We start from the raw sequence: 25976 nt of genomic DNA, 5'->3' as shown, positions 1-25976 counted from the left end.
GAAAGAAGCTGGCGCCGGTAATTCCGCGCCGATTCATGGAGGAAAGCACACAATGATCCGTCGTATTCTGGCCGGCGCCGCCGTGGCGGCCGCCGCCTTCGGTTTCGCCACCTCCGCCGCGTCCGCCGACGTCGGCCCCAACCCGAGCAACAAGGGTCAGGCCCTGCTGACGCAGTGGCAGATAGCCGACGACGTCCTCAACAACCTGCTCAACCACTCGGCCAATGACATCGAGGTCGGCATCCTCCAGATCCTGGACGAGACCAACGTCGCGCTGCTGAACAACAACCAGCCGCAGGTCGGTGACGGCAACATCAACACCGACATCGACAACGGCCGCGCGCAGGCCAGGTAGGACCTGGACGTAGCAGGCGGGGAGGGCGCGGCGGCCCCCTACCGGACGGGCCGCGTGGCCAACGGTCCTCCCTCGACCTGGGTGAGCCGGTGAGGCCGGCCGTGGAGACTCGCGAGGCCACGGCGCCGCCTCTCCGGTGACCGAATGTTCGGTACGCCGTACGCCTCCGGCGCGGGACCCCATCAGGGCCCGCCCGGAGGCGTACGGCATTCTCATGGCTCAGAGGTCCTGGTCGCCGCGGCCGGCCTCCACCCGGACGATGCCGAGCAGGTCCGCGCGGTTCAGCGGATCGATGCGGACCTGGGCGCCGGTGTGCGGCGCGTGCACCATCCGCTCGGCGTCCACCGCCAGCCCCACGTGCTCGGGGCCCGGGGTCGCCTTGTCGCTGTCGAAGAAGACCAGGTCACCCGGCTCCAGCAGCTCTTTCGGAATCTTGATGCCCGCGCGCCACTGCTCGTACGTGGTGGTCCCGATGAGCGCGCCGGCCCGGGCGTAGGCGTACTCGGCGAGGCCGGAGCAGTCGAAGCCCTTGGTGGTGGCGCCGCGCCCGATGCCGTACCCGGGCCCGTGGATCCCGCCGCCGCCCCACGAGTACGGCACCCCGATCATCTCCAGCGCCGCCCGCAGCGCGATGCTCCCCGCCACCGACCTGGCGCTCACGGACGACGTGGCCCCCGCGGCGTGGACCACGAGCGCGACCAGGCAGACCGCCACCACGCGCCGCGCCGACGGCCCTGCCGGTCCCCGCAGGCCCCGCCTACGCCGGCTCCGCTGTCCTCGCTGTCTCCGTCTCTGGTCCATGGCACATCGACGCTCCCGATCCGAGCCGCGCCAGGCGCCGCCGTCGCCGCCCTGCCCGCAGTTGTCTCCTCTGTGGCTTTTCTCGCCTTCTATGGCGACAAAACGCCATCGATGGCAGCCCGCTAAAAGATGAAATTTCCACCAATTGGGGGTCCTTCTCCGCCCGCGCCAGGGCCTCCCTAGATCCTCGGCAAACGACTCGAGAGCCCTGCCGCCCAGGCCCGGCGAGTCACCGCGAAGCACGCTGGACCGTCAACTTCAGGATTATCCGAAAAACCGGTCATATTCCGACGAAAAATCCATACCCCGGCATACTTCGTGTAGCCTAGGTTTCGGATTAATCGCCGGAAAGCGCGTGCGACACATCCGCAGGTGCGACCACGGCGACAACCCCCAAGAGCCAGCGTGTTGGGGGGTGCGGGGAGCGTGAGCGTCCAAGAACGGCTGCTGTACCAAGACCGACAACTGACGATCAGTACGGCGGTGGCGCCGGGCCTGCCCGCCGTGCCGGCGGTCGCGCTGATCGGCGAGATCGACGCGACCAACAGCCGCGCGGTGGCCAGCACCCTGGCGAGCTGCCGCCAGGGCACCTACATCGTGGTCGACACAGGAGAGCTGACCTTCATCGACGTCTCGGGGCTGCGCGTGCTGGCGATGCCCGCACTGCCGCCAGCCGAGCGGTGGATCCGCCTGCACAACGTCACGCCGTACCAGCGGCGCCTGCTGCGCATGCTGGGCTGGTTCTACCAGCCGAAGGACGTCAACGTCCCGCTGCAACAGGGCTGACGGCGACAGGGCTGACGGCGCCCGGCGGCCTGATGACCGCGGCCGAGGTGCCGAGCCCGGTCGGACCGTGGAAGCGCGGCAGCGGCGCCTGGTGGTGCCGCTGCAGCGACGGCTCGTCGTAGCGGAAGCAGCCCTGGTGCCAGTTGAGAATGCCGGCCAGCCAGTCGCCCAGCTCGGTCAGGAAGCCGTCGAGGTCGCGCCGCGCCTCCTCACCGAGGCCGAAGTCGTCGCACACGATCGGCAGCTCGTTCGCCGCGATGTGCTCGAACTGCCGCACCCGCGAGGCCATCAGGTCGGCCACGATGCCGAGCGCGGTCGGGTGGTCGCAGCCGAAGAAGTTCTGGACGACGAGGATCGCGTTGTGCACCTCGCCCTCGTACTCGATCTCCTTCTGGTACGAGAACACGTCGTTGATCAGCATGCCGGCGTCCATCATGGCGTTCTCCAGCGCCACCATCGGCCCGCTGGCGTAGAACTCCTCAGGGATCGACGTGGAGTGGCGCAGCCGGCTCAGGCTCATCGTGAGCTCCGAGCCGAACGTGTGCCGCCGCATCTCGATGTAGTCCACCGGGTCGGGGATGTGGTGGGCGATCTCGCCGGCCAGCTCCCACAGCCACGCCTCGCACATCTCCTCCACGGCCGCCCGCAGCTTGCGCCGGTCCTCCTGCGGCATCGGCCCCGCCGTACGCGCCCAGATGTCGGCCAGCGACCGCTCCAGCGCGTTGGCGGGTGCGGGGGCGGGCGTGCCGTCGAGGGGCATGAAGTCGCCGAACCTGGCGACCGCCACCTTGGCGGCGGCCAGGTTGCGCGGGCGGCCGAAGACGACGGGGAAGTAGTCGTCGCCGTACGTCCCCCAGGCCAGCCAGGCGGAGGCCAGGTCGAGCTCCTCGGGCGTCGCGCCGGGATGCAGCCCCGCCGCGCACAGCGGCAGGTCGTAGTCGACGAGCTTGGCCTCGTCCCAGACGGCGGGCCCGGCGACGCCGTGCGGCGGCTCCAGGATCCCCATCTCGCGGCACCAGGAGACCAGCTCGCGCCTGGCGCCGTCCAGGTGGGGTGACAGGCGCAGCTCGAACGGCACGTACAGGTCGGGGATCCGCGAAGGACCCACCCGCTGGTACGGCACGTGCGTGAACGAGCGCACCCGCTTGGCCCCCAGCAGGTCGATCACGGACGACATGCCGAGCGGCCGGCTCGCCCCCGCCCGCTCGTTCATGTAGCGGCTGGAGCGCATGTGCCACTCGTGCCCGCCCGCCTGCCAGTCCTGCAGCCCCTTCACGTACGCCGCGACGCCGGCCGCGCTGAGCGGGTCGATGCCGTGCTCCACGAACAGCGGCCCCAGCTCGAAGACCGCGGTGTGCTCGAACTGCTGCAGCCGCGAGGTCAGCAGGTCGTTGACCGCGTTCGCGGCCTCCTGCGTGGAGCAGCCGAGGAACTTCTCCAGCACCAGCACCCCGTTGCTCAGCTCGCCCTCGTCGGTGACCTCCCGCTGGTAGGAGAACAGGTCGTTGCGCAGGTGCACGGCGTCGGAGAAGGCGTCCTTGAGCACCCGCAGCGGCCGGGAGCCCGCGATCACCGCCGGCACCTCGGCGCCCACCGCGTGCTCGACCAGCCCGGCCGACCAGGGCGCGCCGCCGACCTTGCGGCGCATCTCGATGTACTCGACGGGGTTGGCGACGCGGCCCCTGTTGATGTTGGCCAGCTCCCAGAGCGACTCGTCCAGCAGGTTGCGGGTGCTCTCGGCGAAGCGGGCCCGCCAGTCGAGCGACATGCTCGGCACCGTACGCGGCCACAGGTCGGCGAGGCCCGCCTCCACCGGGTTCTCCGGCTCGGGGACGGTCAGGTCGAGCCCCATGGGCATGAAGCGGGCCAGCCGCGCGAGATACTCCTTGCCGCCCTTGAGGTCGCCGGTCCGTTTGAAGAACTCCAGGAAGTGGTCGTCGAAGAAGAAGACCCACACGTACCAGTCGGTGATCAGGCCCAGCTCCTCCGCGTCGCAGTCGGGATGCGTATAGGCGCACATCAGCGGATAGTCGTGGGCGTCGAGGTCGGCCTCCTCCCAGACGCCCGAGCCTTCGAGCATGCCCATGTCGCGCGCCCACTGTTGGGAATGCACGCGGGCCTCGTCCAGGTGCCGGTTGAGCCGGGCCGGATACGGCAGATAGAAGTCCGGCAGTTCGAACGGCTGCGTCATGGTCGTCTCCTTCGCGTCGTCAACGTTCGGGCGGCAAGCGGCCCCGCCCGCCACAGGTGGCGGACGGGGCCGTGGGACGGTCTAGCCGTTGCGGCCGAGCTCGACGTCCTCCAGCACGCCCAGCGCGTCGGGCACCAGGACGGCGGCCGAGTAGTAGACGCTGACCAGGTAGGAGATGACCGCCTTCTCGTTGATGCCCATGAACCGCACCGACAGGCTCGGCTGGTACTCGTCGGGGATGCCGGTCTGGTGCAGCCCGACGACGCCCTGGTTCTCCTGTCCCGTCCGCATCAGCAGGAACGACGTGGTGCGCGCGGCGGAGACGGGGATCTTGTTGCACGGGAAGATCGGCACGCCCCGCCAGGCCGGCACCCGGTGCCCGTTGACCTCGCTCTGCTGCGGGTAGACGCCGCGCTTGCTGCACTCGCGGCCGAAGGCGGCGATGGCCTGCGGGTGGGCGAGGAAGAACGAGGGCTCCTTCCACACCGTGGACAGCAGGTCGTCGAGGTCGTCGGGGGTGGGCGGGCCGGAGCGGGTGCGGATGCGCTGGCTGAAGTCGGCGTTGTGCAGCAGGCCGAAGTCGCGGTTGTTGACCAGCTCGTCCTCCTGCCGCTCGCGCAGGGCCTCGATCGTGAGGCGGAGCTGCTGGTCGAGCTGGCTCATCGGCTGGTTGTACAGGTCGGAGACCCGGCTGTGCACGCGCAGGACGGTCTGGGCGACGCTCAGCTCGTACTCGCGGGGCGTCTGCTCGTAGTCCACGAACGTGCCGGGCAGCTCGGCCTCGCCCGTGTGGCCGGCGGACATGTTGATCGCGGCCTCGCCGTAGTCGTTCTGGGCGTGGTTCCCGCTGGTGCGCCAGGTCTCGACGTGCTCGCGCAGGGCGGGCGAGCGGTCGGCGACCTGCTCGTAGTCCTGCCTGGACAGCGTCAGCACGGTGGTGGCGGTCTTGGCGCGGGCGGTGAACTCGTACTGGCCGCCCTGGATGAGCACCTGCTCGCCGAGGTGGTCACCGTCGGCCAGCACGCCGAGGTTCTGGTCGTCCCCGTACGCGCCCCGCCCGACCTTGGCCACCCGCCCGTGGGCGATCAGCACCAGCCGGTCCACCTCTGCGCCCTCGGCGACGATCTCCTCGCCGGCCGCGACCTCGCGCTGGGTGAACCGGTCGGCCAGCGCCTCCAGCACCTCCATGTCGTCGAAGCCGCGCAACATGGGCAGCTCGGTCAGCTCGGCCGGGATCACCCGCACGTCGGCGCCCGTGGTGCTGAAGGTGATCCGGCCATCACCCAGTGTGTACGTCAGTCGCCGGTTCACCCGGAACACACCGCCCGAGCACTGGACCCACGGCAGCAGCCGCAGCAGCCAGCGGGAGGTGATCTCCTGCATCTGCGGCGGCGTCTTGGTCGTCGTCGCCAGCTGTTTGGCGGCATCGGTGCTGAGGCTGAGCTGACCGTTGCCGTTGGCGCTGCCGTTGCTCGGCGCGGTCGAGTGGGTCGTTTCTGTCATCGTGCACCACCAATCTGGATGTGCGGGCTAGCCGCGGTTGCGGGAGGTTCGGAGTTCGAGCGGAAGGGAGAACGTCAGGGTCTCCTCGGTCAGGGTCACCGGCTGGACGTCGGCGAACCCGCGGGCCGAGAGCCAGTCGAGTAACTCCGTGACCAGCGGCTCCGGCACGGACGCGCCGGAGCTGACCCCGACCGTGCGCACGCCGTCGAGCCAGCGCTCGTCGGCGTCGGAGGCCCGGTCGACCAGGTGGGCCGCGTCCGCTCCCGCGTTCACCGCGACCTCGACCAGCCGCCGCGAGTTGGAGGAGTTGGCCGAGCCGACCACGACCACCAGCTCGCACTCGGGCGCGATGCGCGCGACCGCCTCCTGACGGTTCTGGCTGGCGTAGCAGATGTCGTCGCTGGGCGGGTCGACCAGGCCGGGGAACCGCTCGCGCAGCCCTTCGACCGCCCGCATGGTCTCGTCCACGGCCAGCGTGGTCTGCGACAGCCAGCTCACCGGCTCGGAGCCGTCCAGCTCCAGCTCCTCCGGCCGCGCCGGGTCCATGACGTGGATGCGCTCGGGGGCCTCGCCCAGCGTGCCCTCGACCTCCTCGTGCTCAGCGTGCCCGATGAGCACGATCCGGTGCCCGGACTCGGCCATCCTGGCCGCCTCCTTGTGCACCTTGGTGACGAGCGGGCAGGTGGCGTCGATCGTCCGCAGGCCCCGCAGGCCCGCCGCCTCCTTCACCGCCGGGGCGACGCCGTGCGCCGAGAAGACGACCAGCGCCCCGTCGGGCACCTCGTCCAGCTCCTCGACGAAGACCGCGCCGCGCCTGGTCAGGTCGTCCACCACGAACGTGTTGTGCACGATCTGCTTACGCACGTAGACCGGCGCTCCGAAGCGCCGCAGCGCCTCCTCCACCGTGACGATCGCGCGTTCGACGCCCGCGCAGTAGCCGCGCGGGGCGGCGAGAAGTACCCGTCCCATGTTGGGGATCCCCTCACTTGCTGCGATGTGCGAGCTGGTCGGCCATCTCGGCGAGCACGCCGGCCGCCTCTGGCTTGACCTGCGCCTCGTTCAGTGCCGACATGGCCTGGCGGACGCGGTCCTCGATCATGTCCTCGACCCGGGCCAGCGCCCCGGTGTCGATGAGGATGCGGCGCACCTCCTCGGCGCGCTCCTCGGTCAGCTCCGGGTTGCCGTGCCAGGTGCGCAGGTGGGCGAGCTGGGCGGGGGAGGCGTGCTGCACGGCGTGCGCGTACATCACGGTCTGCTTGCCCTCGCGCAGGTCGTCCAGCGCCGACTTGCCGGTCTCCGAGGCCGAGCCGAACGTGCCGAGCACGTCGTCGCGGAGCTGGAACGCCTCCCCGAGCGGCACCCCGAACCTGGAGTAGGCGTCGAGCAGGTCGGGCGGCGCCCCGGCGAGCGCGCCGCCGATCTGCAGCGGCCGCTCGACGGTGTACTTCGCGCTCTTGTAGCGGATCACGGTCAGCGCCTGCGCCTCGGTCGCGCCGGAGCGCAACTGGGCGAGGACGTCGAGGTATTGGCCGCTGATGACCTCGGTGCGCATGGCGTCGAACAGGTGGTGCGCGGCACGCAGCCGCGCCGGGTCGATGCCGCAGGACGACAGCAGCGCGTCGGACCAGGCCAGGCTGAGCGTGCCGAGCAGGATGCCGCCGGCCCGGCCGAACGCCTCGGCGCCCGGACCACGGTGCAGCTCGGACAGGCTGCGGTGCACGGTGGCCTGCCCGCGGCGCAGGTCGCTGCCGTCCATGATGTCGTCGTGGATCAGCAGCCCCGCGTGACACAGCTCCAGTGCGGCGGCGGCGCTGATGATCTCCTCGCAGTCGTCGCCGCCGGCGCCGCGCCAGCCCCAGTAGCACAGCTGGGGCCGCACACGCTTGCCGCCGCCGAGGATGAAGTCCGCCAGCAGCCCGTACGCGGCCTCGACCCCGGGGTCGGAAACCGGGTTGCCCCAGTCTTCGAGAAAGCCGCAGAGCCGCTGGTCGATGCGGGCACCAAGGGAGTGCTGCGGGAAGCTCACCGGCATACGCGGCCCTTCTGTCGTCCGTCACTACCCCTAGTTACTCACTGAATACAGAGTGTGTAAAGTAGCTTTTGCGGCCCAAGCTTTCTTTTGCCACAGCAGTCACACGGCCTGGGGATGTCATGAAGACGCTGCTGACTCACGTGTCCACCCCCGACGACCTGCGCGCCCTTCCGGCCGAGCTGCTGCCGGGGCTGGCCCGCGAGATCCGCGACTTCCTCATCGAGAAGGTGAGCGCGGCGGGCGGCCACCTCGGCTCGAACCTCGGCATCGTCGAGCTGACGATCGCGCTGCACCGGGTCTTCGACTCGCCGGACGACGCGATCGTGTTCGACACCGGGCACCAGGCGTACGTCCACAAGATCCTCACCGGCCGCCGCGACGCCTTCGACGGGCTGCGCGTGCGCGGCGGGCTGAGCGGCTACCCCAGCAGGGACGAGTCGCCGCACGACCACGTCGACAGCTCCCACGCCTCCACCGCGCTCGCCTACGCCGACGGCATGGCCAAGGCGCGCCGGCTGGCCGGCGAGGGCGGCCGTTCCGTGGTCGCGGTGGTCGGCGACGGCGCGCTCACCGGCGGCGTGGCATGGGAGGCGCTCAACAACCTCGGCGCCGACCGGGGCCTGCCGGTCGTGGTCGTGCTCAACGACAACGGCCGCTCCTACGCCCCCACGGTCGGCGGGTGGGCCGAACACCTCGACCGGCTGCGGGCCGCGCCCGGGTTCAGCGTCTTCGAGAGCCTCGGCCTGCGCTACCTCGGCCCGGTCGACGGCCACGACATCGCCGCCCTTGAGCAGGCGCTGCGCACGGCCCGCGAGCTGCGCACGCCGGTCGTGGTCCACTGCGTCACCCGCAAGGGCCGTGGCTACGGCCCCGCCGTGCAGGACCTCGACGAGCACCTGCACGCCATCCCGGCTTCCGACCCGGCCACCGGACAGCCGCTGTCACCGCCGCGCGGCACCTGGACGCACGCCTTCTCCCACCACCTGTGCGCGCTCGGCGAGCGCCGCCGTGACGTGGTCGCCGTCACCGCCGCGATGCCGGGGCCCACCGGGGTCGCGGCGTTCGGGCGGCGCTTTCCCGGGCGGATGTTCGACGTCGGCATCGCCGAGCAGCACGCCATGGCCTCGGCGGCCGGCATGGCGATGAGCGGGCTGCATCCGGTAATCGCGATCTACGCCACGTTCCTCAACCGGGCCGTCGACCAGGTGCTGATGGACATCGCGCTGCACCGGCTACCCGTGACGCTCGTGCTCGACAGGGCCGGGATCACCGGGCCCGACGGGCCGAGCCACCACGGCATGTGGGATCTCGCGACGCTGGCGGTCGTGCCGGGGCTGCGGGTGGCCGCGCCGCGCGACGCCGTACGGCTGGGGGAGTTGCTGGACGAGGCGGTCGCCTGCGACGGGCCCACGGCGCTGCGCTTCCCCAAGGTGGCGGTCGAGGCGGAGATCCCGCCCGTCGGCAGCGTGGGCGAGGTGGACGTGCTGGCGTCGGGCGGTCAAGACGTGCTGCTGGTCGCGGTCGGCGCGATGGCCGGGCCGTGCCTGAGCGCGGCGGCGCTGCTGGCCGGGTCGGGCATCGGGGTGAGCGTGGTCGATCCGCGGTGGGTCATCCCGGTCTCACCCGACCTGCGCAAGGCGGTCGGCGGCAGCCGGCTGGTGGTGACCGTCGAGGACGGCATCGCCTCCTCGGGGGTCGGCGCGCTCGTCCGCCAGGGGTGCGCGCCCGGCCAGGGAGTGCTCAACCTGGGCCTGCCGTGCGCGTTCATCGGTCAGGGCGGGCGCTCTGAGCTGCTGGCCGAGGCGGGGCTGACCGGCCAGGGCATCGCGCGGGCGGCCGGCGACGCCCTGCGCGCCCTCGACCGCACCTGACCCCGCCTCAAGCGGTGTGCGGTGGACGGCCCAGCTCGAAGGTCATGCCGTGGCTGCTCGCCGTCGTGGTCACCGGGCGGCGGAGCAGTTCGCTCGCGCGGTGCGCCACCTCCTGGAACTGGCGCTGCCGCTCGGGGGTGTCGGCGGACGCCAGGCGGACGGAGCCCTTCTGCGCGAGCTCCTGGGCCAGCCACTGCCCCATGGAGGTGTAGAAGCGCGCCTCCTCGTCGGCGTCGAGCGGGGCCGGCCGCACGCGGCCGGTCTCGGGCGCGGGACGGTGCACGACGTGCGGCTCCAGGACGGATTCGCCGGCACGGGGCTCCAGGGGGTTCTCCATGCGGCGCAGTCTAGGACGGCGAGCCCGGTTGGCGGCGCCGTTTGACGCTCTGCGTGGGGGTATGCGGCATTTGTCCCCGGCATCGAGGAGCCGAGCATGAAGGCAGTCACCTGGCACGGCAAGCGCGACGTACGGGTCGAGGAAGTGCCCGACCCCGCCATCAAGGAGCCCAACGACGCGGTCATCAGGGTCACCAGCAGCGGGATCTGCGGCTCCGACCTGCACCTGTACGAGGTCCTCGGCCCCTTCATGACCGAGGGCGACATCCTCGGTCACGAGCCCATGGGCGTCGTCGAGGAGGTCGGCTCCGCCATCACCACGCTCAAGCCCGGCGACCGCGTCGTCATCCCGTTCAACATCTCCTGCGGCCACTGCCACATGTGCGGCCTGGAGATGTACGCGCAGTGCGAGACCACCCAGGTGCGCGAGCAGGGCATGGGCGCCGCGCTGTTCGGCTACACCAAGCTGTACGGCCAGGTCCCCGGCGGCCAGGCCGAGTACCTGCGGGTGCCCGAGGCCCAGTTCGGCCCCATCAAGGTCCCGGACGGGCCGCCGGACGAGCGGTTCGTCTACCTGTCGGACGTGCTGCCCACCGCCTGGCAGGCCGTCGCGTACGCCGACATCCCCGAGGGCGGCAGCGTCACCGTGTTCGGCCTCGGCCCGATCGGCCAGATGTGCGCCCGCATCGCCCGTCACCTCGGCCACCGCGTGCTCGCCGTGGACGGCATCACCGCCCGCCTGGAGCTGGCCCGCCGCCACGGCATCGAGGTCATCGACGCCAGCGAGGTCACCGACGTGCCAGGCGAGGTCAGGGAGCGCACGTCGGGGCGCGGCACCGACTCCGTCATCGACGCGGTCGGCATGGAGGCGCACGGCTCGCCCGCCGCCAAGCTCGCCCAGACGCTCACCGGCCTGCTGCCCGACGCCGTGGCCGCGCCGCTCATGGCGAACGCGGGCGTCGACCGGCTGAACGCGCTCAACCAGGCCATCGAGACCGTCAGGCGCGGCGGCGTCATCTCCATCACCGGCGTCTACGGCGGCATGGCGGACCCGCTGCCCATGCTGCGCCTGTTCGACAAGGGCGTCACGCTGCGCATGGGGCAGGCGCACGTCAAGCGCTGGGTGAGCCCGATCATGCCGCTGGTCACCGACGACAGCGATCCGCTGGGCGTGATGGACCTCGCCACCCACCGGATGCCGCTGGACCAGGCGCCGCAGGCGTACGAGATGTTCCAGAAGAAGGCGGACGGCGCGGTGAAGATCCTGCTCAAGCCCTGACCGCTGGTTTCGCCGCCGCGGGCTCGGGCAGCGGTGCTGCCATGAGAGTCGTAGTGGTGGGAGCCACGGGGAACGTGGGCACCAGTGTGGTGCGTGCGCTGGCCGCGGACGACGACGTCACCTCGATCGTCGGCGTCGCCCGCCGGCTGCCGGGCTGGCGGGCGGAGCGCACCGAATGGCACCAGGCCGACGTGGCGACCGCCGACCTGACCAGGATCTTCGACGGCGCGGACGCCGTGGTGCATCTGGCGTGGCTGTTCCAGCCGACCAGGGACCCGGCGATCACCTGGCGGGCGAACGTGCTCGGCAGCATGCGCGTCTTCCGCGCCGCGGCGGAGGCCGGGGTGCCGGCGCTGGTGCACGCCTCGTCGGTGGGGGCCTACTCGCCGGGGCCCAAGGACCGGCCGGTGGACGAGAGCTGGCCCACGCACGGCTGGCCCGGGGCGGCGTACGGGCGGGAGAAGGCGTACGTCGAGCGGGTGCTCGACGTCTTCGAGCACGATCACCCGAACATCAGGGTCGTCCGCATGCGGCCCGGCTTCATCTTCCAGCGGGCGGCGGCGACCGAGCAGCGCAGGCTGTTCGGCGGGCCGCTCGTGCCGCGGCGGATGATCAAGGCGGGCCGGGTGCCGTTCGTGCCGGACATCCCCGGGCTGCGGCTGCAGGTGCTGCATGCCGAGGACGCGGCGCAGGCGTACCGGCTGGCCGTGACCAGGCCCGTGCACGGCGCGTTCAACCTGGCCGCCGAGCCCGTGCTGGACCCGGGCGACCTCGCCGAGCTGCTGGGCACGCGCACGGTGCGGGTGCCGCCCAAGCTGGCCATGGCGGCGGTCTCCGCCGCCTGGAACCTGCGGCTCGTGCCGGCCTCGCCCGGGCTGCTGGAGATGGCGCTGCGGATCCCGCTCATGCGGACCGACCGGGCCAGAGACGTGCTGGGCTGGATGCCCGAGCATTCGTCGCGCGAGGCGATGCAGGCGTTGTTCGAAGGGCTGCGGGAGGGCGCGGGCATGGACACCGCGCCGCTGGCCCCCGACGGCGGCCCGGCCGGGCGGGTCCGCGAGCTGGCCTCGGGCGTGGGCAGACGTCCTTGACACTCTGACTTTGTGTAAATTCCGGGGGTCGGGGAAAAGGATCACATGAGGTCCGGAAGCGCGGCCTGTGTCGGAATTGGCACGGAGGAGCGCATGCGCGTGTTGTTCAGCCAGACCTTCACCTTCCACGACGTCGGCAGGCTGCGCCACGAGGTCGCCGAGCGCGCCGGGAGTTGCGGGCTCCACGGGGTGAGACTCGACGACTTCGTGCTCGCCGTGCACGAGAGCGTGGTCAACGCCGTCGAGCACGCGGGCGGGCACGGCCGGTTGCGGCTGTGGACGGTCGACGGCGTCATCAGGGCCGAGACGAGCGACCGGGGCGCGGGCATCCCGGAGCCGTACGTGGACGGCGACAAGCAGGCGTCAGGACAGGCGTGCACAGGGCGCGGCCTCTACCTGATCCGCCGATTGTGCGACGCGGCCGACCTGCTCACCGGGCCGGAGGGCACCCGGGTGCTGCTCACCATGCGGTTACCGCGCGGCGCCGACCTGCCCGTGCGCAGGGGCATGCGGCGGATCAGGGTCGTCGCCCCCGGAGACGGGCACTCCGGCCACTTCACCGCCTGATCATTCACCGTCCCGCGCGCGGCTGACCAGCGCAGCGCCGGGTAGTCTCGTAGGGACGGAGAGGATCACCACGTGAGCGGCGACATGCCATCCCCCGAGATCATCGCTCCCGTCCGGCGTCTCGGCCGGCGAGAGTTCGATTTCGAGCGCCAGGTCGCGATCATGGCCATCGTCAACAGGACGCCCAACTCCTTCCACGACCAGGGCCGCACCTTCGAGCTCGACCAGGCGGTCGCGGCGGCCACGAAGGCCGTGTCCGAAGGGGCCGACTGGGTCGACATCGGCGGGTTCGCTTTCAGCGCCGCCCAGGCTCCGATCAGCGTGGCCGAGGAGATCGACCGGGTGGCGCCCGTCATCGCCAGGGTCAGGGCCGCCACCGACGCCGTGATCTCGGTCGACACCCACCGGCCCGAGGTGGCCGAGGCCGCCGTCGCGGCCGGCGCCGACGTCATCAACGACACCAACGGCCTGCGCGAGCCGGGCATCGCCGAGGTCGCGGCGGCCACCGGCGCGGCCGTGGTCGTCACCCACAGCCTGGGCGGGCCGGGCCGGCGGGTGCTGCGGCCCAGCTACGCCGACGTCGTCACCGAGGTGGCCGACTATCTGCGGGAGCGGGTGGCGTACGCGCTGAAGGCCGGCATCGCGCCCGAGAAGATCATCATCGACCCCGGCCACGACCTCAACAAGAACACCTTCCACTCCCTTGAGCTGACCCGCCGCCTCGAGGAGATCACCGCGATCGGCTATCCGACGCTGGTCGCGCTGTCCAACAAGGACTTCATCGGCGAGACGCTCGACCGGCCGCAGGGCGAGCGCAAAGAGGGCACGATCGCGGCCAACGTGGTCGCCGTCCTCAAGGGGGCGCGCATCCTGCGGGTCCACGACGTCGCGGCCACCGTCGCCTCCATCCGCATGATCGAGGCCGTGCTCGGCTGGCGCGGCCCGCTCGCCCCCCGTCACAACCTGGCATGAGGAGGTTCGCCACGTGACTCAGCGCAAGCCCATCGGGATGCCCTTCGAGAGCTGGATCGACCGGCAGATCCGCGAGGCGGAGGAGCGCGGCGAGTTCGACGACCTGCCCGGCAAGGGCAGGCCGCTGCCCGGTGAGGGCAAGCCGCTCGACGAGATGTGGTGGGTGAAGCAGAAGATCGAGCGCGAGGGGCTGTCGATGCCGCTGCCCCCGACGCTGGCGCTGCGCAAGGACGCCGAGAAGGCGCTGGCCGCGGCGCGTGACGCCCGGTCCGAGGCCGAGGCGCGGCGGATCGTCGAGGAGATCAACGAGCGCATCCGCGAGGCGATCCGCACGGGGCTGTCGGGGCCGCCGCTCAACCTGATGCCGTTCGACGTGGACGACGTCGCCGCCGAGTGGCGCCGCACCCACCGCTGACCCTCCTTGAAGGCGCGTAGGCGCCAGGTCATGCCCGCACGGCTCCCTGAAGGCGCCGCGTGCCGCCGGGCCGGTCCCACGCGTGGGACCGGGGTCCGGGCGCGGCGGCCCGGACCCCGGTCCGGTTGCTGAGGGACCCGGGTCAGGCGGGTCCCTCTGGCCGGCCGGCGCCCCGGGTCAGGCGGGACGCCGGTCGGCCGGGTCTAGTTGATCGGCGGGTAGGCGTTCTGCAGCAGCTGGCGGAACTGCGCCGAGAACCACTGGCCGGAGATCGGCGCGTCGGCCAGGGCGCCCGACATGTTGTTGCCGTTGAGGTCGTTGCCCTCGTACGTCGGGTCGCACATCCGGTCGAAGCGCTTGCCCTCGTCGTTGTCGATCTCCTCGCTGGCGCCGTCGGACTCGCCCGGAGGCTTGACCCAGACGTAGGCGTCGATGCCGCTGGCGGGCGCGGCGGTCGGGCGGGCGCCCATGCCGGCACCGCTCTGGTTGCACCAGTTACCGGCGTGGATGCGCCGGTCGACGCGGGACTGGTCGACGAACTGGTCCACGTTGGTCGCGGTGCTCGGGCCGCCCGGGCGGGCGCTGCCGCCCCAGCCGTTGCGCGAGGTGTCGATCAGCATGCCGAGGCCGGAGCGGAAGCCCTTGGCCACCAGGGCGTTGCGCAGGGCGACGGCGAAGGACTGCTCGTCGACGTAGTAGTTCCAGTCGACCCACTTGGACTGGCGGACCGAGGTGCCGTTCACCGTGGTGTTGACGGTGAAGTGCGGCTCGACCGTGGCGGAGTAGTTGGCGGTGTTGACGATGAAGCCGTCCACGCTGTCCACGCCGTCGGCGGTGCCGGCCACCGTCTCGTAGAAGAGGTTGACGGAGGGCTGGAAGTTCGAGTCCCAGCCGAGCCAGGCGTGGTGGGCGGCGTCCACGTAGGTGTAGACGTTGGGGATCGCGTGGAGCTGGTCGAGCGCGTACCGGACGCCGTCACGGTAGCCGCCGGCGCCGTTGGCCTCGCGGCAGTCGGCGAACCTGTCGAGGTTCGTGACCAGGTTCGGCAGCGAGTCGGGCTCGATGATGGTGACGATGCGCAGGTTCGCGTAGGCGGAGTCGCCGAGGATGTCGGCGATCGGGTCGATGTACTCCGTCTTGTAGCGGTTGAAGCCGTTCTCCGAGATGCGCAGCTCGCCGTTGGAGGCCAGCGCCGAGCAGTCGCGGTTCGGCAGGTTGTAGATGACGACCTGGATGGTCAGCGGCGCGGAGCCGTTGGCGGCGTCCTGCCTGACGGCCTCGTCCATGTGCTCGCGCAGGCTCAGCGCGTCGCCCGGGCCCTCGATGGCGGCGGTGCGGTCCATCCACACGGCGGTGGAGGTGTCGGCGACGGCGTCGCCGCCCGGCTCGGCCGCGGCCCTGGCGCTCCAAGTGGGGTTCACGTAGCCGGTGGCGCCGGAGTACGGGTTCTCCACGTGGGTGGGCGTGGGGCCGCCGTCGTCGTCGGCCTCGGTGGCGGTGACCGTACGCGAGGTCAGGCCGGTCGAGGCGACGGTGAAGGTGCGGGAGCCGTTCGCCGAGTCGGAGTCCTGCGCGGCGGCCAGGGTGACCGTCTGCGGGGTGTTCCAGTTCGACGTGCTGAAGGTGAGCGAGCCGCCGGACCCGACGGTCAGGTCGGAGTCGCCGCTGCCGGCCGTCGTGGTGACGGTCACGCTGGAGGACGGCTGCGCGGCCAGGCGCGCGGTGAACGTGCCGGTCGAGCCCTCGGGGACGGTCACCGAGGTCGGCGTCACGACGATGGCCTGCTCCACCGTGGCGTCGTCGTCCACCTCGGTCGCGGTGAGCGTGGCGCCGGTGACGCCGCTGCCGCCGACACTGAAGGCGGCGGTGCCCGCGGTGGTGTCGGAGTCCTGCGCGGCGGCCAGGGTGACCGTCTGCGCGGTGCTCCAGTTGCTCGGGGTGAAGGTGAGCGAGGAGCCCGAGCTGACCGTCAGGTCGGTGTCGCCGCTGGTGCGGGCGGTGGCGACGGTGACGTTCGAGCTGGGCGCGGCCGACAGGCGCGCGGTGAACGTGGCCGTGCCGCCCTCGTTGACGGCCACGGAGCTGGCCGACAGGATCACCGACGGGGTGGTGGGCGTGGTGTCACCGCAGGTGGTGCCGTTGACGGAGAACGTCTCCGGGCTGGGGTTCGTGCCCGTCCAGGTGCCGTTGAAGCCGACGGAGACCGACGCGCCGGTGGCCAGGCTGCCGTTGTACGGCATGTTGGTGCCGGTGACGCGGGCGCCCGACTGGCTCCAGTTCGCGCCCCAGCCGCTGGGGGTGTACTTCTGGTTCGTGGTCGGATAGTCGAAGGCCAGCGTCCATGAGGAGATCGGGTCGCCGGTGTTCTTCAACGTGATGTTCGCGGTGAAACCGCCCTGACCAGGGCTGCTCGTCCACGAGTTGGCTGTGTAGGTCACGTCGCAGGCGACGGCGGCGTTCGCGGCCGTGCTCTGGCCTGCGACGAGCCCTAAGGCCGCGACACTCGCGGCGGTCATGGTCACGGCCCATTTGCGGAGGCCGCGGTGGAGTCTCACTTGCGATCATCTCCAGTACTAGGTGGCTGGGAGCGCTCCCATGGTCTGCCGCCCTCGCGACGGTGTACAGAGCGCGGTTCTCTGGAGGGCCGCCGCCGCCCCGCATGCTCGTCTAATGCCCCGGAACGTGGATGAAACTTTCATCCCGGGCAGCCTGGTGAGAGGAAACGCGAGGGTTACCGCGACGCCATTCCGTTGACATACGAGCGAGGTCACCCACAATCCCGTTTGGGAGCGCTCCCACATCCCTACTCCCATGGAGACCCCGTGAAGCACAGACCTCCGATCCTCTTGACCCGCTTATCGAGGCGGCTCGCCGTGGCCACCTCCCTGGTCCTCGCGGCCGGGCTGACCTCGGCCATCACGGCGGCCCCCGCCCAGGCGGCCGTGGCGTGCGACGTGACGTACGCCGCCAACCAGTGGACCAGCGGCCAGGGCCAGGGCGGTTTCACCGCGAACATCACGTTGAAGAACACCGGCGACCCCATCACGTCGTGGACGCTGGCCTTCGACTTCCCGACCACCGGCCAGCGCTACACGCCGAGCGGCTGGGGCGCGAACTGGAGCCAGTCGGGCACCCGCGTCACGGCCACCAACATGCCGTGGAACGGCAACCTGGCCACCGGCGCCAGCACCAGCATCGGCTTCAACGGCACCTGGACGGGCAGCAACCCGAGCCCGGAGACGTTCAGCGTGAACGGCGTGACCTGTGGCGGCACGGGCAGTGCGCCCAGCGTCGCGCTGACCTCGCCGACCGCGGGCCAGACGTTCACCGCCCCGGCCACCGTGCCGATCGCGGCGACCGCCTCCGACTCCGACGGCACGGTCACCAAGGTCGACTTCTACCAGGGCTCCACCCTGCTCGGCACCGACACCTCCTCGCCCTACAGCTACAGCTGGGCGAACGTGGCGGCCGGCAGCTACTCCATCACCGCCCGTGCCACCGACAACTCCGGCCAGGTGACCACCTCGTCGCCGGTCGGCATCACGGTCTCGCCCAACAGCGGCCCCGCGCTGGTCGTCAGCCCGACGACGGTGTCCGTGCCCGAGACGGGCGAGGCGACCTTCGGCGTGCGGCTGTCGCAGGCGCCCTCGTCGAGCGTGACCGTCTCCGTCGCCCGCGCCAGCGGTGACGCCGACCTCACGGTCTCGCCGTCGTCCAGGACGTTCACCACGTCGAACTGGAACACCGCGCAGAACTTCACGATCAGCGCGGCCGACGACGACGACACGACCGCCGGCTCGGCCGTCTTCCGGGTCAGCGCCACCGGCTACACCGCCGTCGACGTGACCGCCAACGAGGCGGACGACGACGTCGGCGGCGACAACGAGTACGTGCAGCGCTTCGTGGAGCTCTACAACGAGATCCACGACCCGGCCAACGGCTACTTCTCGCCCGAGGGCGTGCCGTACCACTCGATCGAGACGTTCATGGTCGAGGCGCCCGACCACGGGCACGAGACCACGTCCGAGGCCTACAGCTACTACCTGTGGCTGGAGGCGGCCTACGGGCGGGTGACCGGCGACTGGTCGAAGTTCAACACCGCGTGGGCGTCGATGGAGAAGTACATCATCCCGTCCACGGCCGACCAGCCGACGAACTCCTTCTACGACCCGTCGAAGCCGGCCACGTACGCGTCGGAGCACAACGACATCACCCAGTACCCGACGGAACTGGAGACCGGCGTCAGCGTCGGCACCGACCCGATCGCGAACGAGCTGCAGAGTGCGTACGGCACCCGCGACGTCTACGGCATGCACTGGCTGCTGGACGTCGACAACACCTACGGCTTCGGCCGCTGCGGCGACGGCACCACCAAGCCCGCCTACATCAACACCTACCAGCGCGGCGCCGAGGAGTCGGTCTTCGAGACGATCCCGCAGCCGTCCTGCGACACCTTCGAGCACGGCGGCCCGAACGGCTTCCTGGACCTGTTCACCAAGGACGCCTCGTACGCCAAGCAGTGGAAGTACACCAACGCCCCCGACGCGGACGCCCGCGCCGTGCAGGCCGCCTACTGGGCGCTGACCTGGGCCAAGGAGCAGAACAAGGCCGGCGACATCTCCGCCACCGTGGCGAAGGCCGCCAAGATGGGCGACTACCTGCGCTACGCGATGTACGACAAGTACTTCAAGCAGCCCGGCTGCACGAGCCCCTCGTGCCCGGCCGGCACCGGCAAGAACGCCTCCAACTACCTGCTGAGCTGGTACTACGCGTGGGGCGGCGCGACCGACGCCAACGCCGGTTGGGCCTGGCGCATCGGCTCCAGCCACAACCACGCGGGCTACCAGAACCCGTTCGCGGCCTGGGCGCTGTCGAACGTCAACGAGCTCAAGCCGAAGAGCGCCACCGGCGCCACCGACTGGAGCACCAGCCTCACCCGGCAGCTGCAGTTCTACACCTGGCTGCAGTCGGATGAGGGCGCGATCGCGGGTGGCGCGACCAACAGCTGGGAGGGCGGCTACGGCACGCCGCCGTCGAACCTGCCGAAGTTCCACGGCATGGCCTACGACTGGCAGCCCGTCTACCACGACCCGCCGTCGAACCAGTGGTTCGGCTTCCAGGCGTGGACGATGGACCGCGTGGCGCAGCTCTACTACGCCACCGGCAACACCGATGCCAAGGCGCTGCTCGACAAGTGGGTGGCGTGGGCGCTCGACCACACCACCGTCAACGCCGACGGCACCTACGAGGTGCCCTCCACACTGGAGTGGTCCGGCCAGCCGGCCGGCAACTTCAACGCCACGACCGGCATGCCGCCGGCCAACCCCGGCCTGCACGTGACCGTCAAGGACTACACGCAGGACGTCGGCGTGGTCGGCGCGTACGCCAAGGTGCTCATGTACTACGCGGCCAAGGCCAACCACGCCGAGGCGCGCGACACGGCCAAGGCGCTGCTCGACGGCGTCTGGGAGAACCGTGACGACAAGGGCGTCTCGGTGCCGGAGACCAAGGCCGACTACCGGCGCCTGAACGACCCCGTCTACGTCCCGCCGGGCTGGAGCGGCACCATGCCGAACGGCGACCCGATCAACTCGAACTCCACGTTCCTGTCGATCAGGTCGTTCTACGAGGACGACCAGGACTGGCCGAAGGTCGAGGCGTACCTCGACGGCACCGGCCCCGCCCCCGTCTTCAACTACCACCGGTTCTGGGCGCAGGTGGACGTCGCCGTCGCCCTCGCCGAGTACGGGCGGCTCTTCCCGTGAGAAAAGCAGCACTGATCGCTGCGGCGTCGCTGGTCCTGCCCCTTCTGGGGGCGGGGCCGGCGGCCCACGCCGCTGAGACCGCGCAGGCGGCGCCCGCCTTCGCCTACGGTGAGGCGCTGCAGAAGTCGCTGTGGTTCTACGAGGCCCAGCAGTCGGGCGCGCTGCCCGACTGGAACCGCGTCTCCTGGCGCGGCGACTCGGGCCTGGACGACGGCGACGACGTCGGGGTGGACCTGACGGGCGGCTGGTACGACGCGGGCGACCACGTCAAGTTCGGCTTCCCGATGGCCTTCTCCGCCACCATGCTGGCCTGGGGCGCGGTCGAGTACCGCGACGCCTACGCCTCCTCCGGCCAGCTCACCCACCTGCTCAACAACCTCAAGTTCGTCAACGACTACTTCATCAAGGCCCACCCGTCGGCGAACGTGCTCTACGGGCAGGTCGGCAACGGCGGCACCGACCACGCCTGGTGGGGGCCGGCCGAGGCGATGGCGATGAACCGGCCGGCGTACAAGATCGACGCGTCGTGCGGCGGGTCGGACCTCGCGGGGGAGACGGCGGCGGCGATGGCGGCCTCCTCGATCGTCTTCCGCCCGACGAACCCCTCCTACGCCGACACGCTGGTGACGCACGCCAAGCAGCTGTACTCCTTCGCCGACACGGTCAGGAAGAAGTACACCGAGTGCATCACCGACGCCTCCAGCTTCTACAACTCGTGGAGCGGCTACAACGACGAGCTGGTGTGGGGCGCGATCTGGCTCTACCGGGCCACGAACGACGCCTCCTACCTGGCCAAGGCCGAGGCCGGCTACGCGAACCTCGGCACTGAGCCGCAGACCAGCACCAAGTCGTACAAGTGGACGATCGCCTGGGACGACAAGTCGTACGGGGCGTACGTGCTGCTGCACAAGCTGACCGGCAAGCAGCAATACCTGGACGACGCCAACCGGTGGCTTGACTACTGGACGGTCGGGGTGAACGGGCAGAAGGTGCCCTACTCGCCGGGTGGCCAGGCCGTGCTCGACCGGTGGGGCTCGCTGCGCTACGCGGCCAACACCGCGTTCGCGGCGCTGGTGCACAGCGACACGATCACCGACGCCACGCGCAAGGCCCGCTACCACGACTTCGCGGTGGGGCAGATCGACTACGCGCTCGGCGACAACCCGCGCAACTCCTCGTACGTGATCGGCTTCGGCGCCAACCCGCCGAAGAACCCGCACCACCGTACGGCGCACGGCTCGTGGACCGACCAGCTCACCAATCCCGAGCAGACCCGCCACACGCTGTACGGCGCCCTCGTCGGCGGCCCGCCCGACCCGAACGACGCCTACACCGACAAGCGCGACGACTACGTGATGAACGAGGTCGCCACCGACTACAACGCCGGCTTCACCAGCGCGGTGGCCCGGCTCTACAAGGAGTACGGCGGCGAGCCCGCGGCGAACTTCCCCGCCGAGGAGACCCCCGACGGCCCCGAGATCTTCGTCGAGGCCGGCGTGAACGCCTCCGGCTCGACGTTCACCGAGATCAAGGCCATCGTGCGCAACCAGTCGGCGTGGCCGGCGCGGGTGCTGTCGGACGGGAAGTTCCGCTACTACTTCACGCTCGACGGCGACACGACGGCCTCGCAGATCACCGTCTCGTCCGCCTACACGCAGTGCGCGGCTCCGGTGCTGCGGCAGGCGAGCGGCCGTACGTACTACGCGGAGATCGACTGCTCCGGGCAGGCCATCGCGCCCGCCGGGCAGTCGCAGCACCGCAGGGAGGTGCAGTTCAGGATCGCCAGCTCGGGGACGTGGGACCCGGCCAACGACTGGTCGTACCAGAGCATCCCGACCACGCCGGGCACCACGCCGGTGCGGACGGACCGCATCACCCTCTACAGCGGCGCCACCAAGATCTGGGGTGAGCCCCCGGGTCAGGAGGAAGAGGACACGACACCGCCCAGCAAGCCGGGCAAGCCCGCGGTCTCCGCGATCACGGGCTCGTCGGCCCGGCTGACCTGGACGGCCTCGACCGACGACGTGGGCGTGGCCGGGTACGACGTCTACCTGGGGTCCACCAAGGCAGGCACGGCCACCACCACGTCCTTCGACCTGACCGGGCTCACCCCCGCCACGGACTACACCGCCCACGTGGTGGCCAGGGACGCGGCGGGCAACACCTCGGCGGAGTCCGACGCGACCGCCTTCACCACCACGGAGTCCACCGACGGGACGCCGCCCAGCAGGCCGGGGAAGCCGGCGGTGTCCGGGATCACCGCGACCGGCGCCCGGGTGAGCTGGACGGCGTCCACGGACGACGTGGGCGTGGCCGGATATGACGTCTACCTGGGGTCCACCAAGGCAGGCACGGCCACGTCCACGTCGTTCGACCTCACCGGGCTGACCGCGAGCACCGCGTACACGGTGACCGTGGTGGCGCGGGACGCGGCGGGCAACAGCTCGACGGCCTCCGAGGCCACCTCGTTCACCACGTCCGGCGGGTCGTCGGGCGGGTGCGCGGCGGCGTACAAGGTGATCGGCTCGTGGGGCGGCGCCTTCCAGGCGGAGGTGACGGTCACCAACGCCGGCACGTCCGCCATCAGCGGCTGGACGGTCACCTGGAGCTCACAGAACACGATCACGCAGCTCTGGGGTGGCCGGCACACCGTGTCAGGCGGCACGGTGACGGTGCGGAACGAGTCGTGGAACGGCTCGCTCGCGCCCGGCGCGTCGGCGACGTTCGGCTTCATCGCCAACGGGACGTCCACGACGCCGGAGCTCACCTGCACGCCCGCATGAAAGACCCCGCCCCCGCCGCAGGAGCGGCGGGGGCGGTTCCACTGAACCCGTCGGCCCGCACGTGCGTATGAGGAGGTGAGGCGAACCCTTCAGTCCCTGCCCGAAGACCATCCCCGCCCGGATGGGACGGACGCGGCCGAACCTCCACTCGGCCGCGTCCGTTTTTTTTCGCGTCCGGACCCTCACCCGGCCCTTGTCCACGTGGACGGCCTTCGTCCGGACGGCCTTGTTGAAGGGCGCGGCCGGGGCTTCCGCCCCGGCCGTTCGGTCTCTAGGGTTTCCCGGCCGCCGAAGTGGCCAGGGTGAAGCGTTCGCGGGCCGCCTCGATGGCGGCGTCGTCGGAGAAGTCCTCGAACGCCTCCTGGTGGTAGCGCTCGGGGATGAGCCGCTTGACCCTGTCGGGGTAGCCGGCGCCCGGCTCGGGCACCCGCACCTGCGGCGGGATGCTGATCTTCACGGCGATCGGCCCCGAGGCCCGGACGGACGACGCCCACTCGGGGCTCTCCCCGGTGATGGCGCACATGTGGCGGGCGTAGACCCAGCGCACCTCGACCAGGGAGGTGGCGTTCGGAGGTTCGGTGCCGAAGGGCTCCACGGCGCACACGACGCCGGAGTCGAAGCTGTGCCCGTGGGCGTGGTGCTCGCCGGGTGAGGCCTGCTCGAGTATCAGGGTCACCTGCGCGGCGAGCTCGTCGTTCAGCGTGGAGGACGGCTGTCTGGCCGCGAAGAACATCACCCCGGCCAGGGTGACCCCGGCCAGGGTGATGGTCGCCGCGATGAGCCCGCGACGCGTTTTGATCACGGGCTGGTGCAGGTCAGGCTCGGTGCGGGGTTCGGGACCGAGCCGGTGGCGTTGAACCCGAACGTGGCGGACGCGCCGGGCGCGAGCTGCCCGTTGTACGTGGCGTTCTTGACCGCCACGTTGGGCGCTTGCCCGGACAGCACGCCGTTCCACGGTGAGCCGTCGAAGTTCTGCCCGCCGGTGTAGGTCCACTTGACGGTCCAGCCGTTGATGGCGCTGGTGCCGTTGTTCTTGACCGTCACCTCACCCTGGAAGTGGCCGGCCCAGCCGGTGTCGGTGGCCTTCCACGTGGCGGTGCAGTCGCCGGTGGGCGGCGGGTCCGTCGGGTCGGGGTCGGGGTCGGGGCCGGGCGAGCTGCCGCCGGGGCCGACGCCGGTCACTTCGCCGTTGCCGCCGTCGAAGACGACGTCGGAGCAGCTGTAGAAGTTCTCGTTGCTGTCGGAACGGATCCAGTGGGTGAAGATGATGTGCCGGCCGCTCTTACCGGACGGGAGCTGGGCGTTCCAGTAGTAGTAGTTGAGGCCGCCCGCTCCGCCGGACTTGGGCGGGTTGCTGACGCTGCCGAAGCGCTCCAGGTCCGACCACTTCAGCGGCGAGCTGGGGTTCCAGCCGTCCCTGGTGATGTAGTAGTCGAACTTGCCGGGGTGCTCGGCCCAGTTGCTGTGCCGCATCTGGATGTTGGCGCCCGACGTGAGGTGGGTGGTGGGCCAGTCGGTGCGGGCCGCGTTGTAGGCCGAGAAGTCGTAGGGGCCGCCGGTGCCGCCGCTGCAGATCTGGCCGTCGGGGATGAAGCCGGTGGTCCGGCCGGCGCCGTCGGAGCGCAGGACCGCGAACCAGTTGTAGAGGGGGGTGGCGCCGCTCTGGTTGACGGCGGAGGCGCACGCGGGGTTGTAAGGCTGGATCTGCCCGTTCTCCCGCAGGGCGTCCTGCCAGCACAGGAACGTACGGCTGCCGGGGAACATCGACACGCCGTGCGCCTGTGCCTGTGTGGGCACCATTAACGCTGAGGTGATGAGGACGAGGACGGCGGTGAGTGCCGCCGACTTGAACAACTTCATGGAGATTCCCTTGCGCTGACGACAGAGGAAACCTGCCCACGACCTGCCCGCCCGGCCTGCGCATTGAATCATGCTTTTTCGGGATTCGACAATCTTCCGTGAAACTTTCAACCGATCTTGGTCATGGTTTGTGCTGGTGGTCGTACGTGGGGGCCATGAAGCACGTACGAAATGCTTGCCGGAGTTTCGTGGCGGCTGGAGGCTGACGTAGTGGGAGCGCTCCCACTACACTCCCCTGTCAGAGAGGCGGGAGCTACACGCCATGAGGCACGCGCACATCTACCTGATCATCGGGGCGTTACTCAGCCTCGGCCTGTTCGCCTCACCGGCGAAGGCCGCGCCGGTGATCTGCGAGAAGTACGGCTCCACGAGCATCCAGAACGGCCGCTACGTCGTCATGAACAACGTCTGGGGCGCGAGCACGGCCCAGTGCATCGACGTCAACCAGAACGGCGGCTTCACCGTCACCCAGTCCGCGCACAACAACTCCACCAGCGGCGCACCGGCCGGCTACCCCGCCATCTACGCCGGCTGCCACTACGGCAACTGCACCTCGGGCAGCAACCTGCCCATGCGGGCGAACTCCTCCGGCTTCGCCGCGCTGCGCAGCAGCGTCAGCATGTCGTACCCGGGCTCGGGCACCTACAACGCCTCCTACGACCTGTGGTTCGACCCCACGCCGCGTACCGACGGCCAGAACACCGGCGCCGAGCTGATGATCTGGCTCAACCGGCAGGGCTCGATCCAGCCCATCGGCTCGCGGGTCGGCACCGTCAACCTGGCCGGCTCCACCTGGGAGGTCTGGTTCGGCAACACCGGCTGGAACGTCATCTCGTACGTGCGCACCTCACCCGCCACCTCGCTCGACTTCACCATCGACACCTTCTTCTCCGACGTGGTCAACCGCGGCTACGGCCAGCGGTCGTGGTACCTGACCAGCGTCCAGGCCGGCTTCGAGCCCTGGATCGGCGGCGCCGGGCTGAGCGTCAACTCCTTCTCCTTCACCAACACCGGCGGCGGCGGTGGAGGGGGCGGCGGTGGGGGCGGCAACGGCAGCTGCACGGCCGCCGCCACCACCCAGGGCTCATGGAACAACGGCTACGTCGTCCAGCCCGTGACCGTGACCAACCGCGGCACCTCGGCGCTGAACGGCTGGACGGTCACCTTCCCGCTGCCGTCCGGCCACACGATCACCGGCATGTGGAACGCCGACTACTCGGTCAGCGGCGGCACCGTCACCGTCAGGAGCCTGTCGCACAACGGCGGGCTCGCGCCGGGCGCCGCGACCTCCTTCGGCTTCCAGGCGTCGCGGCCCGACGGGAACACGCAGGTGCCCAGCGGATACACCTGCGCATAGAGGCTCGCGCGG

The 25976-nt window shown here is 70.7% G+C and carries 20 protein-coding genes; 11 read left to right on the top strand and 9 right to left on the bottom strand.

The genetic code is table 11. The annotated features are described in order from the left end of the window. The first annotated feature begins 52 nt into the window (after nucleotides 1-52). Nucleotides 53-355, top strand: a complete 303-nt coding sequence (locus ACFFR3_RS33395; RefSeq protein ID WP_345392253.1) for a hypothetical protein — start codon at nucleotides 53-55, stop codon at nucleotides 353-355. Nucleotides 356-574: 219 nt separating this feature from the next. Here ACFFR3_RS33395 and ACFFR3_RS33390 read toward each other — a convergent pair whose 3' ends face one another. Further along, nucleotides 575-1072, bottom strand: coding sequence for a C40 family peptidase (locus tag ACFFR3_RS33390; protein WP_379484438.1), 498 nt, complete (start codon nucleotides 1070-1072; stop codon nucleotides 575-577). A gap of 510 nt (nucleotides 1073-1582) precedes the next feature. Here ACFFR3_RS33390 and ACFFR3_RS33385 point away from each other — a divergent pair. Next, a complete protein-coding gene (locus tag ACFFR3_RS33385; protein WP_345392247.1) occupies nucleotides 1583-1942 on the top strand; it encodes an STAS domain-containing protein in 360 nt (119 codons plus the stop codon). Here ACFFR3_RS33385 and ACFFR3_RS33380 read toward each other — a convergent pair. The 4 genes from ACFFR3_RS33380 to ACFFR3_RS33365 form a co-directional block, all read right to left on the bottom strand. Continuing rightward, complete coding sequence (locus ACFFR3_RS33380) at nucleotides 1917-4133, bottom strand: terpene synthase family protein (protein ID WP_379484437.1); 2217 nt, start codon at nucleotides 4131-4133, stop codon at nucleotides 1917-1919. The genes ACFFR3_RS33385 and ACFFR3_RS33380 overlap by 26 nt on opposite strands. A gap of 81 nt (nucleotides 4134-4214) precedes the next feature. Beyond that, nucleotides 4215-5636 carry a family 2B encapsulin nanocompartment shell protein gene (locus tag ACFFR3_RS33375; protein WP_364367511.1) on the bottom strand — a complete coding sequence of 474 codons (1422 nt, stop codon included), beginning with the start codon at nucleotides 5634-5636 and terminating at the stop codon, nucleotides 4215-4217. Between the two features lie 27 nt (nucleotides 5637-5663). Further along, nucleotides 5664-6605 carry a 4-hydroxy-3-methylbut-2-enyl diphosphate reductase gene (locus tag ACFFR3_RS33370; protein WP_345392238.1) on the bottom strand — a complete coding sequence of 314 codons (942 nt, stop codon included), beginning with the start codon at nucleotides 6603-6605 and terminating at the stop codon, nucleotides 5664-5666. 13 nt (nucleotides 6606-6618) lie between these two features. After that, nucleotides 6619-7668 carry a polyprenyl synthetase family protein gene (locus tag ACFFR3_RS33365; protein WP_345392235.1) on the bottom strand — a complete coding sequence of 350 codons (1050 nt, stop codon included), beginning with the start codon at nucleotides 7666-7668 and terminating at the stop codon, nucleotides 6619-6621. Between the two features lie 119 nt (nucleotides 7669-7787). On the opposite strand from ACFFR3_RS33365, the gene ACFFR3_RS33360 reads away from it, so the two are divergent. Then, complete coding sequence (locus ACFFR3_RS33360) at nucleotides 7788-9539, top strand: 1-deoxy-D-xylulose-5-phosphate synthase (protein ID WP_379484436.1); 1752 nt, start codon at nucleotides 7788-7790, stop codon at nucleotides 9537-9539. Between the two features lie 7 nt (nucleotides 9540-9546). On the opposite strand, the gene ACFFR3_RS33355 is transcribed toward ACFFR3_RS33360, so the two are convergent. Further along, on the bottom strand, nucleotides 9547-9876 hold the full coding sequence (locus tag ACFFR3_RS33355) for a hypothetical protein (RefSeq protein WP_345392229.1): 330 nt from the start codon (nucleotides 9874-9876) through the stop codon (nucleotides 9547-9549). 96 nt (nucleotides 9877-9972) lie between these two features. Between ACFFR3_RS33355 and ACFFR3_RS33350 the strand changes: the two genes are divergently transcribed. The 5 genes from ACFFR3_RS33350 (at nucleotide 9973) to ACFFR3_RS33330 (ending at nucleotide 14199) form a co-directional block, all read left to right on the top strand. After that, complete coding sequence (locus ACFFR3_RS33350) at nucleotides 9973-11154, top strand: zinc-dependent alcohol dehydrogenase (RefSeq protein ID WP_345392226.1); 1182 nt, start codon at nucleotides 9973-9975, stop codon at nucleotides 11152-11154. A gap of 41 nt (nucleotides 11155-11195) precedes the next feature. After that, a complete protein-coding gene (locus ACFFR3_RS33345; protein WP_345392223.1) occupies nucleotides 11196-12245 on the top strand; it encodes an NAD-dependent epimerase/dehydratase family protein in 1050 nt (349 codons plus the stop codon). Between the two features lie 93 nt (nucleotides 12246-12338). Beyond that, a complete protein-coding gene (locus tag ACFFR3_RS33340; protein ID WP_345392220.1) occupies nucleotides 12339-12812 on the top strand; it encodes an ATP-binding protein in 474 nt (157 codons plus the stop codon). 72 nt (nucleotides 12813-12884) lie between these two features. Continuing rightward, on the top strand, nucleotides 12885-13784 hold the full coding sequence (gene folP / locus ACFFR3_RS33335; RefSeq protein WP_364367499.1) for a dihydropteroate synthase: 900 nt from the start codon (nucleotides 12885-12887) through the stop codon (nucleotides 13782-13784). A gap of 13 nt (nucleotides 13785-13797) precedes the next feature. After that, nucleotides 13798-14199, top strand: a complete 402-nt coding sequence (locus ACFFR3_RS33330) for a DnaJ family domain-containing protein (protein WP_364367496.1) — start codon at nucleotides 13798-13800, stop codon at nucleotides 14197-14199. A gap of 203 nt (nucleotides 14200-14402) precedes the next feature. Here the strand turns inward: ACFFR3_RS33330 and ACFFR3_RS33325 are convergent, their stop codons facing one another. Next, nucleotides 14403-16715: a glycoside hydrolase family 6 protein gene (locus ACFFR3_RS33325; protein WP_379484435.1), complete on the bottom strand. Its 2313-nt coding sequence runs from the start codon at nucleotides 16713-16715 to the stop codon at nucleotides 14403-14405. A 357-nt stretch (nucleotides 16716-17072) separates the two neighbouring features. Here ACFFR3_RS33325 and ACFFR3_RS33320 point away from each other — a divergent pair, with 357 nt between their 5' ends. Both ACFFR3_RS33320 and ACFFR3_RS33315 read left to right on the top strand, forming a co-directional pair. After that, nucleotides 17073-19964, top strand: coding sequence for a glycoside hydrolase family 48 protein (locus tag ACFFR3_RS33320; RefSeq protein WP_379484434.1), 2892 nt, complete (start codon nucleotides 17073-17075; stop codon nucleotides 19962-19964). Continuing rightward, nucleotides 19907-22747 (top strand): glycoside hydrolase family 9 protein, encoded by a 2841-nt coding sequence (locus ACFFR3_RS33315; RefSeq protein WP_379484494.1) that lies wholly within the window; start codon nucleotides 19907-19909, stop codon nucleotides 22745-22747. The genes ACFFR3_RS33320 and ACFFR3_RS33315 overlap by 58 nt, the downstream gene beginning before the upstream one ends. A 271-nt stretch (nucleotides 22748-23018) precedes the next feature. On the opposite strand, the gene ACFFR3_RS33310 is transcribed toward ACFFR3_RS33315, so the two are convergent. Continuing rightward, complete coding sequence (locus ACFFR3_RS33310) at nucleotides 23019-23549, bottom strand: hypothetical protein (protein ID WP_345392193.1); 531 nt, start codon at nucleotides 23547-23549, stop codon at nucleotides 23019-23021. After that, nucleotides 23546-24607, bottom strand: coding sequence for a lytic polysaccharide monooxygenase auxiliary activity family 9 protein (locus ACFFR3_RS33305; protein ID WP_345392190.1), 1062 nt, complete (start codon nucleotides 24605-24607; stop codon nucleotides 23546-23548). Before ACFFR3_RS33305 ends, ACFFR3_RS33310 begins: the two co-directional genes overlap by 4 nt. A gap of 262 nt (nucleotides 24608-24869) precedes the next feature. Between ACFFR3_RS33305 and ACFFR3_RS33300 the strand changes: the two genes are divergently transcribed. Beyond that, on the top strand, nucleotides 24870-25964 hold the full coding sequence (locus tag ACFFR3_RS33300) for a glycoside hydrolase family 12 protein (protein ID WP_345392187.1): 1095 nt from the start codon (nucleotides 24870-24872) through the stop codon (nucleotides 25962-25964). The last annotated feature ends 12 nt before the right edge of the window (nucleotides 25965-25976 follow it).

The organism is Nonomuraea salmonea, assembly GCF_042428605.1.
GTDB lineage: Bacteria > Actinomycetota > Actinomycetes > Streptosporangiales > Streptosporangiaceae > Nonomuraea > Nonomuraea salmonea.
Note: the sequence above shows the minus strand (reverse complement) of the source record. Positions and strands in the feature narration are given on the sequence as shown.